Origin of the sequence: Nonomuraea africana, from assembly GCF_014873535.1 — a bacterium.
Taxonomy (GTDB): Bacteria; Actinomycetota; Actinomycetes; order Streptosporangiales; family Streptosporangiaceae; genus Nonomuraea; species Nonomuraea africana.
Map to the genome: position 1 here is coordinate 6,979,730 of NZ_JADBEF010000001.1, position 16,827 is coordinate 6,996,556.

Below are 16,827 nucleotides of genomic sequence, written 5' to 3' on the forward strand. Positions count from 1 at the left end.
ATGGCGATCGTCAAGCGCCTGTGCGCCGCCGTGCTCCTGCTCGGGATTTTGTCCGTGCTCACCTACGGGCTGCTCGCGGCGGCGCCGGGCGGTCCCGAGCAGGTGCTGCTCGGCGGGCGCCCGTCCACGCCCGAGACCAGGGCGGCGATCCGCGAGCAGTACCACCTGGACGATCCCTTCCCTGTCCGCTACGCGCGCTGGCTGGGCGACGCGCTGCGGGGCGACTTCGGCACCTCGATCTCCTCACGCGAGCCGGTCACCACGGTGATCGCCGACCGGCTGCCGGTGACGGCGGGGCTGGCGGGCTACGCGCTGGTGCTCACGGTCGTGGTGGGCGTGCCCGCCGGGCTGGCCGCGGCGATGCGCCGCGGCGGCAGGCTGGATCAGGGCATCACGCTGACGTCGCTGGTCGCGCTGTCGATCCCGTCGTTCGCGCTGAGCATCCTGCTGCTGTACGGCTTCGCGGTCGCGCTGGGCTGGTTCCCTGTCTTCGGCGCGGGCGACACCCCGATGGACCGCCTCGTGCATCTCACGCTGCCCGCGATCGCGCTGGCCGCCGCGCAGGCGGCGATCGTCGTCAGGCAGATGCGCGCCGCCGCGCTCGACCTGGCCGCGCAGGACTTCCTGACCTTCGCCAGGGCGCGCGGCCTGCCCAGGCGGCGGGTGTGGGTCAGCTACGCGCTGCGCAACGCGGCGCTGCCCGTGCTGACGGTGGGCGGCCTGCTGCTGGCGGCCAATCTGACCGGCTCGGTCTTCGTCGAGCAGGCCTTCGGGCTGCACGGGCTGGGGGCGCTGCTGATCAGCGCGGTCGGCGAGAAGGACATCCCGGTGGTGCAGGCGCTGGTGCTGTTCGGCGGCGCGATCGTGATCGTCGTGAACCTGCTGATCGACCTGGCCTACGTGGCCGTCGATCCCAGGGTCAGGCACAAGGCGGCCACGGCATGAGGGCGATCCTGGTGGCCGTGCTGGGCCTGGCGGCGGTGGCGGCCGTGGCCGGTTCGTGGCTGGCGCCGTACGATCCCGCCGCGCAGGATCTCGCGCTCGGCGCGGCGGGGCCGAGCGCCGCGCACTGGCTCGGCACCGACGACCTGGGCCGCGACGTGCTGTCGCGGCTGCTGGCCGGCGCGGGCTCCGCGCTGATGTGGCCGGTGCTCGTCGCGGCCTGCACGACGGTGCTGAGCACGACGCTCGGGCTGCTGGCGGGCTACCGGCTGGGCTGGGTGGACGCGCTGATGATGCGCACGGTCGACCTGGCGATCGCGATGCCGGGCATGCTCGTGCTGATCGTGGTGGTGGGCGTGATCGGCGGCGGGTACGGGTGGGCGGTGCTGGCCATGGCGCTGCTGTTCACTCCCGGCGACATCCGGGTGATCCGCAGCCTCACCCTCGCCCAGAGGGAGCTGGCCTACGCCGAGGCCGCCCGCACACTGGGCCTGCCCGCGTCGCGGATCATGTTCAGGCACCTGCTGCCGAACCTGGCGCCCACGGTGGTGGCCAGCTCACTGCTGAGCTTCGTGGCGGCGCTGGTCGCGCTGGCGGGCCTGTCGTTCCTGGGGATCGGGCTGCCCGCGGGCACGCCCGACTGGGGCCTGATGGTCGAGGAGAACCGCGGGCTGCTGGACCTGAACCCGTGGGCCTCGATCGCGCCCGCGGCCCTGATCACCGTGGTCGCGTGCGCGGCCACCCTGCTGGGCGACCGCGCGTTCGAGTCGCTGTCGAAGGGAGGCCTGCGGTGAGGATCTCCGAGCTGCGCATCTCTGGGTCCGGGCTCATCGTCGACGGCGTGGACCTGGAGGTCTCCAGCGGCGAGACCGTGGGACTGGTCGGCGAGTCGGGCAGCGGCAAGTCGCTCACCGCGCGGGCCGCCGCGGGACTGCTGCCCAAGGGGCTGCGCGCCACCGGCTCGGTCACGCTCGACGGCCGGGAGCTCCTCGGCGCGCGCGAGCGGGTGTGGCGCTCGGTGCGCGGCACCCGGGTGAGCCTGCTCATGCAGGACCCGTTCGCCATGCTGAACCCCCTGCGTACGGCGGGCGCCCACGTCGCCGAATCGCTGCGAGGGCGCAGGGACAGGGCGGAGGTGCTGCGCCGGCTGGCCGAGGTGGGCATCGACGATCCGGACGTGGCCGGGCGCCATCCGTTCCAGCTGTCGGGCGGCATGCGACAGCGGGTGGCGCTGGCCGCCGCGCTGGCGGCGGACCCGGGACTGCTGATCGCCGACGAACCCACCACGGCGCTGGACGCCACGACGCAGCACGAGATCCTCATACTGATCAAGGGCATCCAGCGGGCGCGCGGCATGGGCGTGCTCCTGATCACCCACGACCTGCGGGTGGCGTTCGAGCTGTGCGACCGGGTGGCGGTCATGTACGCAGGGCGCATCGTCGAGCAGGGGCCGCCTGCCGAGATGGGCAAGGAGCCCGCGCATCCGTACACGGCGGGGCTGCTGGCCGCCGTGCCCACCGTCGAGCGGCGGCTGCCCCGGCTCATCGGCATCAGGGGCGGCGTGCCGTCGGCGGCGGAGGTGAGTGCGACGTGCGCGTTCGCCGCCCGCTGCGACCAGGCGACGCCCGAGTGCGCGCACGCCCGGCCGCCGCTGCGCGAGCTGCGCCCTGAACGGCTCACGGCCTGCCTGCACGAGGTGCGTCCCAGGACCCGCGTCGAGGAAGGCGGGGAGGAGCGCCGCCAGGTGACCGGCGACGAGGTGCTGCGCGTCACCGGCCTGCGCAGGACGTACGGCTCGCACGTCGCGCTGGGCGGCGTCTCCCTGCACGTCAACCGCGGTGAGAGCGTCGGTGTCGTCGGCGGCTCGGGCTCGGGCAAGACCACGCTGGCCCGCTGCGTTCTGGGCCTGGTCAGGCCGGACTCCGGCACGATCGAGCTGGCCGACCCGGTTCGGCCACGGCACCAGCTGGTGCAGTGCGTCTTCCAGGACCCGTCGACCTCGCTCAACCCGGCCTTGACGGTCGGCGCCACGCTGGCGGAGGCGGCGGCGCAGGGCCCGGCGAAGGACAGGCTCACACCGGCGGAGCTGCTCGAGCTGGTGGGGCTGCCCGTCGCCTACGCCGGCAGGCGGCCGGCCGGGCTGTCGGGTGGGGAGCGGCAGCGGGTGGCCATCGCCAGGGCGCTGTCCGTCCGGCCCGCTCTGCTGATCTGCGACGAGCCGGTGGCCTCGCTGGACGTCTCGGTCCAGGCGCACGTCCTGGAGCTGTTGCGGGAGGTCGGCACCAGCATGCTGTTCATCACCCACGACCTGGCGGTCGTCAGGCAGATGGCCGACCGGCTGGTGGTGCTCTCGCGCGGCGAGGTGGTGGAGAGCGGCGGCACCGCGGAGGTGCTCGACGCCCCCGCGCACGCCTACACGCGCAGGCTTTTGGCCTCCGTACCGGCCACGCCCTGATATTTCATACTTCTGTACCTAGCGCCCGCGATGGCGGGCAAGGGAGCCTAGCGCCATGCATGACCTGCTGCTTCGCGACGGGACCGTCCATGACGGGCTCGGAGGAGCGCCCCGGCACGCCGACGTCGCGATCGCCGACGGGCGCGTGGCCGCCGTCGGGCGCGACCTCGGCCCTGCCCGGCGCGTGATCGACGTCTCCGGCCTGCTCGTCAGCCCGGGCTTCGTCGACCCGCACAGCCACTCCGACACCGTTCCCTTCCTGGAGGAGCCGCAGCCGTTCAAGCTCCTGCAGGGCGTGACCACCGAGATCGTGGGCAACTGCGGTTTCTCGTGCGGCCCTGTCGATCCGGAGTCGAGGAGCTTCATGCCGGCCGAACTGGCCGGGGCGGCCTTCGCCACCCTCGGCGACTACCTGGACGCGGCCGAGGCGGCCGGGCCGAGCAACAACCTGGCCGTGCTGGCCGGGCACAACACGCTTCGCCTGGCCGCGGCCGGGATGAGCGCCGAGATCACGCCGGACCGGCTGGCGCGCATGTGCGAGCTGGCCGCGCAGTCCTTCGAGGCGGGCGCGGTGGGGCTGTCGAGCGGCCTGGAGTACGTGCCCGGCGCCTACGCGGACCTGGAGGAGCTGGTCGCGCTCGCGCTGGTGGCCAAGCGCTGGGACCTGCCGTACGCCACGCACATGCGCAGCGAGAGCGAGGGCCTGGCCGACGCGCTCGACGAGGCGATCGCGGTGGCGAAGCGGGCGGGCGTCCGGCTGCAGGTCTCGCACTGCAAGGCCTCGGGGCGAGCGGTGCACGGCGCCTCCGCGATGGTGCTGGACAAGCTCGTCCAGGCCCGCCGCGCGGGCGTGGACGTGCGCGCGGACGTCTATCCCTACCTCGCCTTCGGCACCATGCTGGTCGCGGTGCTGCCCCCGATCGCGTGCGAGGGCGGCGAGCAGGCGCTGCTGGAGCGGCTGGGCGACCCGGCCGAGCGTGCGGCGCTGCGCGCACTCGCGGAAGACCCGGCCACCGGCACAGGCGTCGGTTTCTGGCGCGAGCTGCACCCCTCCGACGTGCAGATCCTCGTCCACAACGACCCTGGCATCGAGGGCAGGCGGCTGTCAGACCTCGGCGGCGACCCGTGGGAGGCGCTGTGCGACCTGGTCAGTCTGGACCCGCAGGCCTCGGGCGTCTTCCACACCATGCACGAGCGGGATCTGGCCGCCTTCCTCGCCGACCCGCTGATCTCCATCGGCTCCGACAACGGGCCTCCGGTCGGCCCCAACCATCCGCGCACGTTCGGGACCTTCCCCACCTACCTCGGCACCTACGTCGAGAAGGAGGACATGCCTGAGGCTATCCGCAAGCTCAGCTCCGCCGTCGCCGCCCAGTTCGGCCTGGCCGGGCGCGGCTGGCTGGGGCCGGGGGCGATCGCCGACCTCTGCGTCTTCGACCCCGTCACGATCGGCCACGCTGGCACCTACGAGAGGCCCGACGTGCGGCCCACCGGCGTCGAGCACGTCTTCATGGCCGGGCGCCAGGTAGTCGCCGACGGGGAGTTCACCGGCGGCAGGCACGGCCGGATGCTCAGGCGGGGCGCCCGGTGACGGCGCGCGGGCGGGTCACGCTCGGCGTGCTGATCGACAGCCTCGGCCCCGGCCTGGCGCGCCCGCTGGCGCTGCCGCACGGCAGGGAGCCGCTGGTGGGGACCCCGGTCATCTACGACCCCGAAGAGCCGCAGGCGGGGCTCGACGGCGCGGTCCTGCTGGTGACCGGCCGCCCGTCGGCCGAGATCCTGGCCCGCGCGGGCGAGAGCGGCGTGGCCGTCGTCGTGGTCAAGCCGGGCACCTGCGACGAGCAGGCGCTGGCCACCGCGGCCAAGGCGGCGGGCACGGCGCTGCTCGCCGCGCCGCCCGAGCTGTCCTGGGGGCAGCTCTACACGCTCATCGACGCCCTGCTCGCGGTGGTCGCCCCGGCCGAGGACCCACGCGGCACCCGGGCGACCGACCTGTTCGTGCTGGCCAACGAGGTGGCGGTCCGGGTGGGTGGCGCGGTGGCGATCGAGGATCTGGCGATGCGGGTGCTCGCCTACTCCACGGTCGAGGGCCAGCGCATCGACGAGCTGCGCAAGGAGGGCATCCTGGGCCGCCGGGTGCCCGAGCACCCGACCAACGCCGAGGAGTACGCGGCCGTGCTGCGCGCCGACGGGGTGGTCTGGAGCCACGAGCCGCGCGAGTTCTACCCCCGTCTGGCCATCGCGATCCGGGCGCACGGCGAGGTGCTCGGCACGATCTGGGCGGTGCAGGCGGAGGAGGCGCTGGCCCACGACGCCGCCGAGGTTCTCGAGGAGGCGGCCACCGCCGCGGCGTCGCACCTGGCGCGCATCAACCTGGCCGCCGACGAGGCGCGGCGCAGGCGCGACGAGTGCCTGGGCTGGCTGCTGCGCGGCATCGGCGCGGTCGACGAGCTGGCCACCTCCTTCGGCCTGCTGCCGCGCGAACCGGTGACGGTCGTGACGCTGGGCCCCTACGCGGGCTCGGCCGACGCCTTCGCCGCGACGCACGCCGCCGACCTGCTGCGCACCGCGTTCGTGGCCTACCGGATCAGGGCCGCGACCGGCGTGGTCGACGGCCGCGCCCACGCGATCGTGGCGGCCGAGGCGGCCACGACGTTGCTGCGCCGCATCGTCGTGGACACGCTGGCCAGGGTGAGCGAGCGGCTGGGCGGCGGCTGGCGGGCCGGCATCGGCCGTACCGCCGCCTCCGTCGCCGCCGTGCCCGCCGGCGCGCGCCAGGCGGAAGAGGCGCTGCGCGCGGTCTGCGGGCCGTTCACCCAGGAGCTGGCCGGGTCGCACGAGGAGCTGTCGGCGGCGCTGTTCCTCATGGACGTGGAGGCCGCCCTGCGGCCGAAGCCCTCCCTGTCCGGCGAGCCTCTGGCGCTGGTCGCGGCGCACGACGCCAGGCACGGCACCCACTACGTGCACAGCCTGACCGTCTGGATCGGCGCCCACTACGACGTGCCCCGCGCGGCCGAACTGCTGTCGCTGCACCCCAACACGCTGCGGTACCGGCTGCGCAGGATCGGCGAGCTGATCGCGCTGGACGATCCGGACACGCGGCTGGTGCTCGCCCTCCAGCTCAGGCTGAACGGCGCCACAAAGCAGACTGGATGAAGTTCGGCGTGGACGCCAACGCCCCGGACGGCGCGCGCCGCGATGCTGATGCCCATGGCCGAACACCTCACCATCCGTTCCCTCCACGGCACCAAGGCGCTGCGGCGTGCCGACCGACTGCTCCGCGAGGTCTGGGGAACCAGACGCGGTGACGACCCGCCGATAGCCCTCGACCTGCTGTGCGCGTTCGCCCACACCGGCGGGTACGTGGGCGGCGCCTTCCTCGACGACGAGCTCGTCGGGGTGGCGGCGGGGTTCCTGGCGGCCGGCCACAGCCTGCACTCGCACGTCGCGGGCGTGGCCGAGAAGGCGCGCGGACGTGGCGTGGGCCGGGCGCTCAAGGAACACCAGCGGGACTGGGCGGTAGAGCACGGGCTCGTGGCCGTCTCATGGACGTTCGACCCGCTGGTCCGGCGCAACGCCTTCTTCAACCTGACCCGCCTGGGCGCCGAGGTCGGCGCCTACCTGCCCGATTTCTACGGGCCGATGAGCGACGGCATCAACGACGGCGGGCCCTCCGACCGGCTCTTCGTCACCTGGCCGATCGAGCAGGCCGCTCCCCCGCCGGTTCAGGAGCGCGAAGGGGTGGTCGTGGTGGACGAGACGGGGGCCGTAAGGGACGCCGAGGGCGCGCCGCTGCTGCGGTGCGCGACCCCGGCGGACGTCGAGGCGCTGCGTACGACGGACCCTGCCGCGGCCAGGCGGTGGCGGGCGGCGCTGGCGAGCGAGCTCGGCGGCGCGCTCGGCCAGGGCTACCGGGTCACCGGGTTCACCCGCTCCGGCTGGTACCTGCTCGCCCGCGGGGGTGCCGCGTGAAGCTCGACGCCGTCGAACTGCGCCAGGTCGCGCTGCCGCTGGTCAGCCCGTTCCGTACCTCGCTCGGCACGCAGACGGTTCGCACCGCGCTGCTCGTGCGGGTGCTCACCGACGAGGGCGAGGGCTGGGGCGAGTGCGCGGCCGAGGACGAGCCGACCTACAGCCCCGAACACCTCGCGGGGGCCGCCGACGCGATCAAGCGGTTCATGCTCCCCGCGCTGGCCCCGCTCGATCTGGATCCGGCGGCGGTCGGCCCCGCGCTGCGGCACCTGCGCGGGCACCCGATGGCCAAGGCGGCCGTGGAGATGGCGGTGCTGGACTGCTGGCTGCGGGCCCGCCGCACGAGCCTGGCCGCCCACCTGGGAGGGGTACGGCAGCGCGTGCGCGTGGGCGTCTCCGTGGGCATCGCCGAGACCGTCGACGCGCTGCTGGACACGGTCGACCGGCACCTGACCGCCGGCTACGCCAGGATCAAGCTGAAGATCGAGCCCGGCTGGGACCTCGAGCCGGTCAGGGCGGTGCGCGAGACGTTCGGCGCCGGCGTGATGCTCACCGTCGACGCCAACACCGCCTACGAGCCGGGCGACCTCAGGCACCTGGCGAAACTCGACGCCTTCGGGCTCGCGCTGGTCGAGCAGCCCTTCGCCCCTGACGACCTGCACGCGCACGCGGCGCTCGCCGCCCGCATGGACACGCCGGTCTGCCTGGACGAGAGCATCACCAGCGCGCGCGACGCGGCCGAGGCCATCAGAAGGAGCGCCTGCTCGATCATCAACATCAAGCCCGGCCGGGTGGGCGGCTACCTGGAGGCGCGCCGCATCCATGACCTCGCCCAGGCGAACGGTGTGCCGGTCTGGTGCGGCGGCATGCTGGAGACAGGCCTGGGCCGGGCCGCCAACCTGGCGCTGGCCAGCCTTCCCGGTTTCACGCTGCCGGGCGACATCTCCGCCACCGAGCGGTACTACCACCGCGACATCACCCGCCCGTTCGTGCTCGACGGCGGCGAACTGGCTGTTCCGGCCGAGCCCGGCCTCGGCGCGCTGCCCGAGGAAGCCGGCCTGGAGGCCTGCACGACGGTGGTGGACACGGTGAGCTGCGCCTTCTGAACGTGCTCTCAGCAGGTGGCGTGCTGATCGAAGGAACGGCTAACGGCAATGCCGGTTAGTTAAGGGTCGTGGGTGGGTGTCAGGCCTGGGCCGGTCAGGACGGTGGTGTGGATGTCGATCTGGTGGCTGGTGCGGTCGATTTGGCCTTTGGCGCGGTGTTGGAGATCGCTGGCCCGGTCGTCTTCCAGGTCGGGGCGGGTGGCGATGCCGCTGCCGCGAACCCTAGGAATTCACGCGTCACAACGGGCGCAGGTGCTCGATCGTGACGTGGTGCTGCTCGGTCAGCCGCTGGGCGATCAACGAGCGGTGGCAGGCCTCGGGGTCGCGCTCGACGCAGAGCAGCGCTGCGGTCCCACTGCTCGGCAGCTCCGACACGATCGGCGTGAGGTCGGCGCGGTCAAGGATCTCGGTGGTGTAGCGGCGGGTGTACTCGGCAGCGAGTTCGCGGCGCGAGCGCTTGCCGACCCCTTGGCGGTCATCCTCGGCGTATTGGAGTTGGCGTAGCTCGGTGGTTGGGGCGAGCTCAAGGTGGTGCTCGTAGGCGATCCGAGCATGGGCGAGGGCCGCCTGCAGCCGGCGTGAGTTCGCCCAGGCGTACTCGGGTCCGCGGACACCGCGGCGCTGGCGTACGTCGAGCAGCAGACGAACGTCCGCATGCCGCAGTCGTTGCAGGAAGGACTCGCCGCCGAAGCCATAGACGCCGATTGTCACCATCCTGAGCACCGGAAATCACCCACCTGCCTATTACTCGTGCCGCCTCCGGCAGCCCTGCCGGAGGCGGCGAGGTCGCATCACGCGACGGCGGTCCCCTCAAGCTCGACCATCAGGTCGGGGATCGCCAGCCGTGCCACCCCGAGCATCGTGGTGGACGGCGCCACCCCGGCGGCGCCCAACCGCGACGCCAGCACGCCGTAGTGCTCGAAGAGCCGATCCACGTCGGTGGTGTAGACGTTGAGCCGGACGAGGTTCGCGAGGGACATGCCGGCCTCGCCGAGCACGGCCTCCAGGTTGTCGAGGCTCAGCGCCAACTGCGCCGCCATGTCATCGGTATGCTGGGGCTTGCCGTCGCCGCTCATCGCGGTCTGCCCGGCGCAGTACAGGGTCCGGGTGTGCCCGGAGACGATCTCACCCTGGTTGTACCCCAGCTCCACCGACCACGCCCACGGGTTGACCGCCGTTCGCTCCATTGCCATATCAGCTCCATTCGATTCGTCGACATTACGTACGTCCATCGGCGCGGTAGCCACCGTCTTTTTGGTCGTGTTGATAAGCCTCCCGGCAAATCACGACATCCTGTGTCGTGTATTTCGGTACAGTTTTTGTATGCGCGCCGACCGGTTGGTCTCGCTGGTGCTGCTGCTGCGGCAGCACGGTCGGCTGTCAGCGGCGGCGCTGGCCCGCGAGCTGGAGGTATCCACCCGTACCGTGCTGCGCGACATCGAGGCGCTGTCCGCAGCCGGCGTGCCGGTCTACGCCGAACGCGGCCGGCACGGCGGTTTCGCGTTGTTGCCCGGTTTCCGGACCGAGCTCACCGGACTGAACCACGACGAGGCCCTTGCCCTGCTGGTCGCCGGATCGCGGCGCGGCGCGCAGGCATTCGGCCTCGGCTCGGCGCTCGCTTCGGCGATGCTCAAGGTGGTTGACGCGCTACCCGAAAGCTATCGGGACACCGCGGCCGGCGCGGCCGAGCGATTGCTCATCGACCCGGACACCGACCTCCTCTCGCGTCGGCTGGTCGCTGAGGAGGTGCCTGACGCCGTAGTGGCCGAGGTCCTGCGCGCGGTGTTCGCCGGACACAAGCTGCGCATCCACTACGCGGCTGTGGGCCAGACCCCGAAGTGGCGCACGGTGGACCCGATCGGCCTGGTCACCGTACGCGACCGGGGCTACTTGCTGGCCACGAGGTCTGGCGCGGACCGCACCTACCGGCTGTCCCGGGTCTTGGCCGCCGAGGAACTCGCCGAACCCGCACAGCGACCAGACCGGGTTGATCTGGACCGGGCCTGGCAGGAACGCAGCACGCAGTTTCGGACCGGCGGCGACCAAGTCACCGTGCTGGTACGGGTGGACCCGGCGCGGCGGGAGGACCTGGTGGGCACCGCGCTGGCCGTCCGCGCCGAAGCAGCCGACTCAGACGGCTGGCTGCGGCTGGAGGTGACCTTCCAAGATCCGAGACACGCCGAATGGGCGCTGTGGCAGCTCACCACGAACGCGGAAGCCCTGGCCCCGCAGTGGTTGCGCAACTCCCTGCGCAACCGCGCCGCCGCGATCGCCACCCGCTACGGAGTGTCATCCTGAGAGTTGTCGCCTTCTGCGGGCCGCCGCCGACGCGATTCGGACCGCTCCATACTGGTAGGTGCCAAGCGCGCCGGTCGTAGCGCACGGTGGACTCAGTGACGGCCCACTCCACGGCCGGCACGTCGATCACCGAGCCGCCCGTGTCAGCCACCCCGTCAGCGCTCGCCTCCAGCGCGGTCAGCGCGCTGCGGGCATCGCCGGCGGCGAGGCGCACCAGGGCGTCCTCGGCCTCGGCCGACAGCGAGACCGAACTGTCGAGGCCGCGCTGATCCGTCACCGCCCGGCGCAGCAGTTCGCGGACCTCAACCTCTTGACACCACCACCCCCGCCTTAACTAACCGGCATTGGGGCTAACGGCGGCCGTACAGGGCCATCCGGCTGATCATGGCGTCGGCGGCGAGGTGGTAGCAGATTGTCACACAGCCCAGCACCTCCGTGGGCGTGCCGAAGGTGCCGGCGAGTGTCTTGTCGGCGATCCTGCGCACGCCGGGGATCTGCGCCCCCAGCTCGGCCGCGGGCGTGCTCGGCATGTCGATCTCGAGCTCGAACACCTCGGGCAGCCGGAGCGGCGCCAGCTCCCCCGCCCCCCGAACGGTCTCCGCCGCCGCCTCTCTGATCAGCCGCCTGGCCTCGGCCGGTGAGAGGCTGTCCGCGGCGGTGTGCCCGTGCGCGACCTTGACGGCGACCGTACGCACACCGGGGAAGGCCTTCTCCGCGACGCCGCAGATGACGTCGTCGCCGGTCAGCAACCCCACCGGGACGCCTACCGCGGCGGCCTGCAACGCGTTGACCTCTGCCTCCGACACCGGACGCCCGTTGAGCCGCACCTCGTAGAAGTGCGAGGAGTAGGTATGGGCAAGCACGCCGGGCGAGCCGGCCGCGGCGTGGTAGCCGAGGAACATGGCCACGTCGTGCTCGGCCGAGATGCCCTCGGCCATGCAGTCCAGCGTGGGGGTGCCGAAGATCAGCCGGGCGCGTGGGTCGAGCTCCTCGTGCAGCAGGTTGTCCATGGTGCCGTGGCTGTCGTTGACCAGGACGCTGTCGGCTCCGGCCGCGAAGGCGCCCTCGATGGCGGCGTTGGCCTCGGCGGTCATCAGCCTTTGCGATCGCGGATACCCGTGGCCGCCGCGGACGACCTGGTCCATGGTGGCGATGCCCGTGACGCCCTCCATGTCGATGGAGATGAAGACCTGCACCGGCTGCTCCTTTCCTTGGCTTTCCTTGGTCGCCGTCACAGCGTGTCACCCTGGGGGACGGCGGGCTTTGTCGTGGGGGCCGAAGCTGGGCGGCCGCCTTGGGCGTCCCGTACAGCGGAGGGGATCACGAAGGCGGCGCCGACGGCGAGCAGGCCGAGCAGCGCGGAGAGCAGGTAGGTGTCGACGAAGCTGCTCTCCGCGGGGACCCCCGCCACGGTGCCGGCCGCCAGCGCCATGCCGCCGAGCTGCGCCCCGAAGGTGCCGCCGATGCTCTTGGCGACGAAGACCACGCCGCTGACCCCGGCCGCCCGGTCGCCGGGAACGTCGGCGGCCACGACGTTGAGCCCGGAGGTGAGGCCGATGGAGCCGCCCAGCCCCATGATCGTCACCCCGACCACGATCTGCCACGGTGAGGAGTGCCAGAAGGCGAGCACGGCGGTGCCGGCCGAGACGAGCGCGCTGCCGAGCACCAGCACGGCGCGCCGTCCGAGCAGCCTGGTCATCGGCCCGACCAGCGGCGCGACCAGGGTGCCCGCGATGCCGAGCGGGAACATGTAGACCCCGATCCACAGGGTGTCGGCGCCCAGGCCGTACCCGGTCTCTGCGGGCAGCGACAACATCATGGGCAGCGCGACCACCAGCCCGAAGGAGGCGAAGCCGAACACGAACCCCATCGCGGTCACTCCTGCGGGTGAGCGCCCCGCCAGCAGCCGCAGGTCCACGAGCGGGTCGGCGATGCGGAGCTCGACGACCGTCCAGAGGCCCAGCGTCAGCGCCGCGCCCACGAACAGGGCGAGGGTGGTGGGAGCCGTCCAACCCACGCTCAAGGAGGTGGTCAGGCCCAGCATGAGCAGGGTGAGCCCGACGCCGAGCAGCAGGCCGCCGGCCCAGTCGACGCGCCCCGAGGCCGCGCGGGGCGTGGCGGGCACCGCCCGCCAGGCCCAGAGCGCGGCCACCAGCGCGCCGGCCAGGGTCAGGAAGAACAGCCACCGGTAGCCGAGCGCCGAGGTGAGCGGCCCGGCGAGGATGAGGCCGAGCGCGCTGGCCAGGGCGGCGACGCCGATGACCAGGCCGTTGCCGGTGGCGCCCCGCTCGGGTTCGAGGGTGTCGCGGAACAGCCCGACGGTCAGCGGCAGCATGCCCAGCCAGACGCCCTGCACCGCCTGGCCGGCGATCAGCACGAGCACGTTGGGCGCGAGGCCGGAGACGAGGGCTCCGGCGCTGGTGATCGCCATCAGGGCGAGCAGCAGGGTGCGCTTGTCGTACATGTCGGCCAGGCGGCCGACGATCGGGGTGCTGATCGCCGAGCTGATCAGCCCGCCGGTGAAGATCCACGCGAGCTCGCCTGGCGAGGCGGCCAGCTCCCGCTGGATGAGCGGGAGCGCTGGAGACAGCATTGTCTCCAGCAGTTGGAAGACGCCGATGAACAACACCGGCGCGCCGATGACGCCAAAGCCGGATCTGGGCATGGTGGGGCCTTTCGGGTGGGGGGTGGTGTACGGTCGCGCGTTCCCCCGAACCCGCGACCTGGCTAGGCCGGGCCGAGCACCCCGGGCGTGACCAGGGCCCGCGCGACGTCGGCGAAGTACTCCTCGGAGCTGCCGTGGACGCCGAGCACGACGGCCTGCCCGAGCCCGGACAGCAGCGCCTTGAGCGCGCGGGCCAGGCGCACGGCCTGCTCGCGTGTGACGGGCACGCCTGCGTGCTCCCTGCCGGCGAGGTGCTCGGCCAGCTGGGCCCCCGAGGCGTTGATCGCCGTGTTGAGCTTGGTCAGCAACTCGGCGTCGTTCAGCACGAGGTCCATCACGCGGATCTCGAACAGCAGCAGCGCGGCGGCCTCGGGGTCGGCCGACATCCGCCAGTACTGCCTGGCGATGGTGACGACGACCTCCTCCAGTGGCCGGCCAGGCGCGATCTCCTCGACCGGTCCGAGGTCGAGCGGGCCGGTGTAGTCGTCGATCATCGCGACCATCAGGCCGCTCTTGCCGCCGAACAGCGAGTAGACGGCCCCCGTGGTCAACCCGGCCAGCTCGGCGATGTCCTCCAGCTTCGCTTGCGCGCCCTCCCTTCCGACGACCTCGCGTGCCGCGTCGATCAGCGCGCGCTTGTTGGCGGCCTTGCTTTCCGCCCTGGTCAGTCGCATGGCGTTGAGGTCTCCCTGTTCGAGGTTGGCGCAACGATAATCTAGATTATTAGAATAATCCAGATTATCTTTCCGGGCATGGACGTTGACCAGCACATGAACCGGGTCCCCGACTACGCCGCGTTCCCAACCGTGGACCAGATGCACGCCGAGCTCGACGAGCTCGCCGCCGCCCACCCCCACCTGGTACGGCTGCGCCGCATCGGCACCTCGCGCCTGGGCGAACCGCTGCGCGTGGCCACGATCGGCGCCGGCCCCCACGACGCGGTGATCATCGGCGGCCCCCACCCCAACGAGCCGATCGGCGCGCTCACCGTGAGCAGCCTGCTGCGGCAGCTCATCGACGACGCCTGGCTCCGCGAGGAGTTCGGCTACCGCTGGCACCTCATCCCCTGCGTCGACCCCGATGGAGCCCGCCTCAACGAGGGCTGGTACGTCCGGCCGGGTGACCGCCGCGCCTACGCCGAGCACTTCTACCGCCCGTGCGAGGCCGACCAGGTCGAGTGGACCTTCCCGCTGACCGGCGAGGGTTACACCTTCGACCGCACGCTTCCGGAGACCCAGGCGCTGATGGGGCTGATGGACGAGGTCAGGCCCTCCTTCGTCTATTCGCTGCACAACGGCGAGCTCCAGGGCGCCTTCTACTACCTCAGCAGGAACGAGCCCGGCCTCGCCGCCGCCCTGACCGCCATCGCGGCCGGCCAGGGCCTGCCGCTGCACATGGGCCCGCCGGAGGTCCCGAGCGCGACCCAGATCGCCCCGGCAGCGTACGTGACACCGCGCGGCGCCGAGCTGGGAGAGATCTACGGCATCGGCGGCGGCAGCGTCGACTACGCCGACCGCTTCGACGCCCTGCACCTGGTGACCGAGCTCCCCTACTGGGCCGACCCCCGCGTCTCCGACGAGACCCCCACCGGCCAGACGTACGGTGAGGTGATCACGACCTACCTCACCGGCCAGCGCGCTCTGATCGCCGAGCTGAGGCGGTCCCTGGCGAAGGTCGACTCCGAGCTGACCGTACGGTCACCCTTCCGCCGCGCCCTGGAGGACTTCCTCGGCACCCACGACGACTACATCTCCGAATGGGAGGACTTCCCCGGCGCCGACCGGCCCGCCACGGTAGCCGAGGTCATCGGCAAGGAGCAGCTCAAGCACAGCGTGCGGCTGAGGTACGGGGGAATGTGCCTGCGCCTGCTGGACGCCGAGCTCGCCGCGGGCAACCCGACCCCGGCCATCCGGGCCGAACGCGCCCGGGTGAAGGAGCTCTTCGACGCCTGGTTCACCGAAGCCGAGAGCGGATTCACCGCCACGCCGATCCCGATCCGCACCCTGGTCGCCGTCCAGCTCGGCGCCGCCCTGCTGGCAGCGGAGGCGGCGAAGGTGTCGGCGCCTTCACGCAGCGCGATCCCATCCCCGCCCGGCGACTCAGCGCGATCCAGTGACCGGGTGCTCTCAACCGGCCCCGCGTTCCATGAGATCGCTCCTTAGAAGTCCCGCATCCGACGCAGCGCGAGAGCAGCAGGGGTGCCAGGCTGAGCAGCTGCGCGCCCCTCGCCCCGACGGCAACGCCGCCGGCGGGCATCGCCCTCGACTTCTTCGACCGCGCCGCCGCCACCAGCCGGTTCGGCGAAGCCAACCCGTTCGAGCCCTACCAGGAGGCGGTCCTCGCGACCGCCCGCTCAAGGAGCACCGCAAACGACAATTCGCCGAGCGCGCTGACCGCTGGCCGGACTGGGAGGATCACGGCCTCGTCTTCCCTTCTCGCCGTGGCACGCCGATGGAGCCGGACAACCTACGGCGTAGCTGGGGCGAGATCCGCAAGGCGGCCGGACTCGGCGCGGTTCCCTGCATGATCTCACGCACACCTGTGTGAGGCTCTTGCTCGATTTCGGCGTGCCACCACACATCGTGCGGGAGATCGTCGGCCACTCCGACATCGAGGTCACCATGACGATCTACGCTCACGCCTCCCTCGACGAGAAGCGCAAGGCCCTCGGTAAGCTGGGCGACGCACTGAGCTGATCTGACCTACGCCCTGCCGTGAAGCGCTCCGGGATCTTCTGGGGCGCTTCTCCTGCTCCCTAGTAGTCGGTGCCTCGTCGGCTCCGGCTCCTCGCCCCGTAGCAGAAACAACCTGACGCGTTGTCGCGCTTTCCGCTCTGCGATGTTCGTGTCCACGCCGATGCCTACGTAGGACCCGCCAACGTCGTGCCTGTAGCGGCGGCCGTCCTGCTCCTGGATGCGCAACGGCATCGTGTTATAGGTCCGGCTCACATTTGAAATTCTGGCAGCCGCTCAGGTACAACCGCCACGCCCATTGTCGTCAGCGCTGTCGTCAGTGGATACAAAAAGCCCCGGAGCGGTTATCGCTTCGGGGCTTCTTCGCTGGTGGAAGATGGTGGTCAGGGGCAGGGTCGAACTGCCGACCTTCCGCTTTTCAGGTGTAGCAATCAGGCTGTTCGCGGGCTCTGACCGGGAGGTAGGCGGTCGCTCGCAGTGCCCTCCGTGTAGGACCGGCGGCCGACGTTGCCGTCAGCGTTGCCGTCACGAGTCCCGGGAAGACGGCAATGGAAGTGCCTACGCCAGGCCCATGACGACGCCCCACCAGAACGCGTCCTCCGATGCGATCGTGCCCGGGTCGTGGAGCCGGCAGGCGGACCAACTGTCCTGATACAGAGCGCTCCCTTCGAGGTCAGTGAGGGTGCATGTTGGGCA

16 protein-coding genes and 1 tRNA gene are annotated in these 16,827 nt (G+C 71.9%); 10 read left to right on the plus strand and 7 right to left on the minus strand.

The features are described from left to right. The 7 genes from H4W81_RS33015 to menC are packed head-to-tail and all read left to right on the plus strand — an operon-like array spanning position 1 to position 8,475. Entirely contained in the window at positions 1–945 is a 945-nt protein-coding gene (locus H4W81_RS33015) for an ABC transporter permease (RefSeq protein WP_192778387.1), read from the plus strand. Next, entirely contained in the window at positions 942–1,736 is a 795-nt protein-coding gene (locus tag H4W81_RS33020; protein ID WP_192778388.1) for an ABC transporter permease, read from the plus strand. Before H4W81_RS33015 ends, H4W81_RS33020 begins: the two co-directional genes overlap by 4 nt. After that, on the plus strand, positions 1,733–3,397 hold the full coding sequence (locus tag H4W81_RS33025) for an ABC transporter ATP-binding protein (RefSeq protein ID WP_192778389.1): 1,665 nt from the start codon (positions 1,733–1,735) through the stop codon (positions 3,395–3,397). The genes H4W81_RS33020 and H4W81_RS33025 overlap by 4 nt, the downstream gene beginning before the upstream one ends. A 55-nt stretch (positions 3,398–3,452) precedes the next feature. Continuing rightward, a complete protein-coding gene (locus H4W81_RS33030) occupies positions 3,453–4,988 on the plus strand; it encodes an N-acyl-D-amino-acid deacylase family protein (RefSeq protein WP_192778390.1) in 1,536 nt (511 codons plus the stop codon). Next, positions 4,985–6,553, plus strand: coding sequence for a PucR family transcriptional regulator (locus tag H4W81_RS33035; protein WP_192778391.1), 1,569 nt, complete (start codon positions 4,985–4,987; stop codon positions 6,551–6,553). Before H4W81_RS33030 ends, H4W81_RS33035 begins: the two co-directional genes overlap by 4 nt. A gap of 54 nt (positions 6,554–6,607) precedes the next feature. Continuing rightward, entirely contained in the window at positions 6,608–7,369 is a 762-nt protein-coding gene (locus H4W81_RS33040; protein ID WP_225958908.1) for a GNAT family N-acetyltransferase, read from the plus strand. Then, positions 7,366–8,475 (plus strand): o-succinylbenzoate synthase, encoded by a 1,110-nt coding sequence (gene menC / locus H4W81_RS33045; RefSeq protein ID WP_192778393.1) that lies wholly within the window; start codon positions 7,366–7,368, stop codon positions 8,473–8,475. Before H4W81_RS33040 ends, menC begins: the two co-directional genes overlap by 4 nt. A 237-nt stretch (positions 8,476–8,712) precedes the next feature. Here the strand turns inward: menC and H4W81_RS33050 are convergent, their stop codons facing one another. Together H4W81_RS33050 and H4W81_RS33055 are read right to left on the minus strand one after the other, a co-directional pair. Further along, a complete protein-coding gene (locus H4W81_RS33050) occupies positions 8,713–9,189 on the minus strand; it encodes a DUF488 domain-containing protein (RefSeq protein WP_225960443.1) in 477 nt (158 codons plus the stop codon). Positions 9,190–9,266: 77 nt separating this feature from the next. Beyond that, on the minus strand, positions 9,267–9,662 hold the full coding sequence (locus H4W81_RS33055; protein WP_192781189.1) for a RidA family protein: 396 nt from the start codon (positions 9,660–9,662) through the stop codon (positions 9,267–9,269). A gap of 136 nt (positions 9,663–9,798) precedes the next feature. Between H4W81_RS33055 and H4W81_RS33060 the strand changes: the two genes are divergently transcribed. Beyond that, positions 9,799–10,773 (plus strand): helix-turn-helix transcriptional regulator, encoded by a 975-nt coding sequence (locus H4W81_RS33060; protein WP_192778395.1) that lies wholly within the window; start codon positions 9,799–9,801, stop codon positions 10,771–10,773. Here H4W81_RS33060 and H4W81_RS47835 read toward each other — a convergent pair. The 4 genes from H4W81_RS47835 to H4W81_RS33080 all read right to left on the minus strand — a co-directional run bounded on the left by H4W81_RS47835 (position 10,676) and on the right by H4W81_RS33080 (position 14,112). Continuing rightward, positions 10,676–11,050 (minus strand): hypothetical protein, encoded by a 375-nt coding sequence (locus H4W81_RS47835; RefSeq protein WP_318782123.1) that lies wholly within the window; start codon positions 11,048–11,050, stop codon positions 10,676–10,678. The two genes, H4W81_RS33060 and H4W81_RS47835, sit on opposite strands and share 98 nt — an antisense overlap. Positions 11,051–11,123: 73 nt before the next feature. Beyond that, positions 11,124–11,969 (minus strand): M55 family metallopeptidase, encoded by an 846-nt coding sequence (locus H4W81_RS33070; protein WP_192778396.1) that lies wholly within the window; start codon positions 11,967–11,969, stop codon positions 11,124–11,126. 35 nt (positions 11,970–12,004) lie between these two features. After that, the gene (locus H4W81_RS33075; RefSeq protein ID WP_192778397.1) at positions 12,005–13,438 is read right to left on the minus strand and encodes an MFS transporter; all 1,434 of its coding nucleotides are present in this window, start codon (positions 13,436–13,438) and stop codon (positions 12,005–12,007) included. Positions 13,439–13,500: 62 nt separating this feature from the next. Continuing rightward, positions 13,501–14,112: a TetR/AcrR family transcriptional regulator gene (locus H4W81_RS33080; RefSeq protein WP_225958909.1), complete on the minus strand. Its 612-nt coding sequence runs from the start codon at positions 14,110–14,112 to the stop codon at positions 13,501–13,503. Positions 14,113–14,190: 78 nt separating this feature from the next. On the opposite strand from H4W81_RS33080, the gene H4W81_RS33085 reads away from it, so the two are divergent. Then, positions 14,191–15,600 (plus strand): M14 family zinc carboxypeptidase, encoded by a 1,410-nt coding sequence (locus H4W81_RS33085; RefSeq protein ID WP_192778398.1) that lies wholly within the window; start codon positions 14,191–14,193, stop codon positions 15,598–15,600. A gap of 405 nt (positions 15,601–16,005) precedes the next feature. After that, positions 16,006–16,134: a hypothetical protein gene (locus tag H4W81_RS47840; RefSeq protein WP_318782124.1), complete on the plus strand. Its 129-nt coding sequence runs from the start codon at positions 16,006–16,008 to the stop codon at positions 16,132–16,134. A gap of 374 nt (positions 16,135–16,508) precedes the next feature. On the opposite strand, the gene H4W81_RS33095 is transcribed toward H4W81_RS47840, so the two are convergent. Next, positions 16,509–16,634, minus strand: a tRNA-OTHER gene (locus H4W81_RS33095). Positions 16,635–16,827 lie beyond the last annotated feature (193 nt).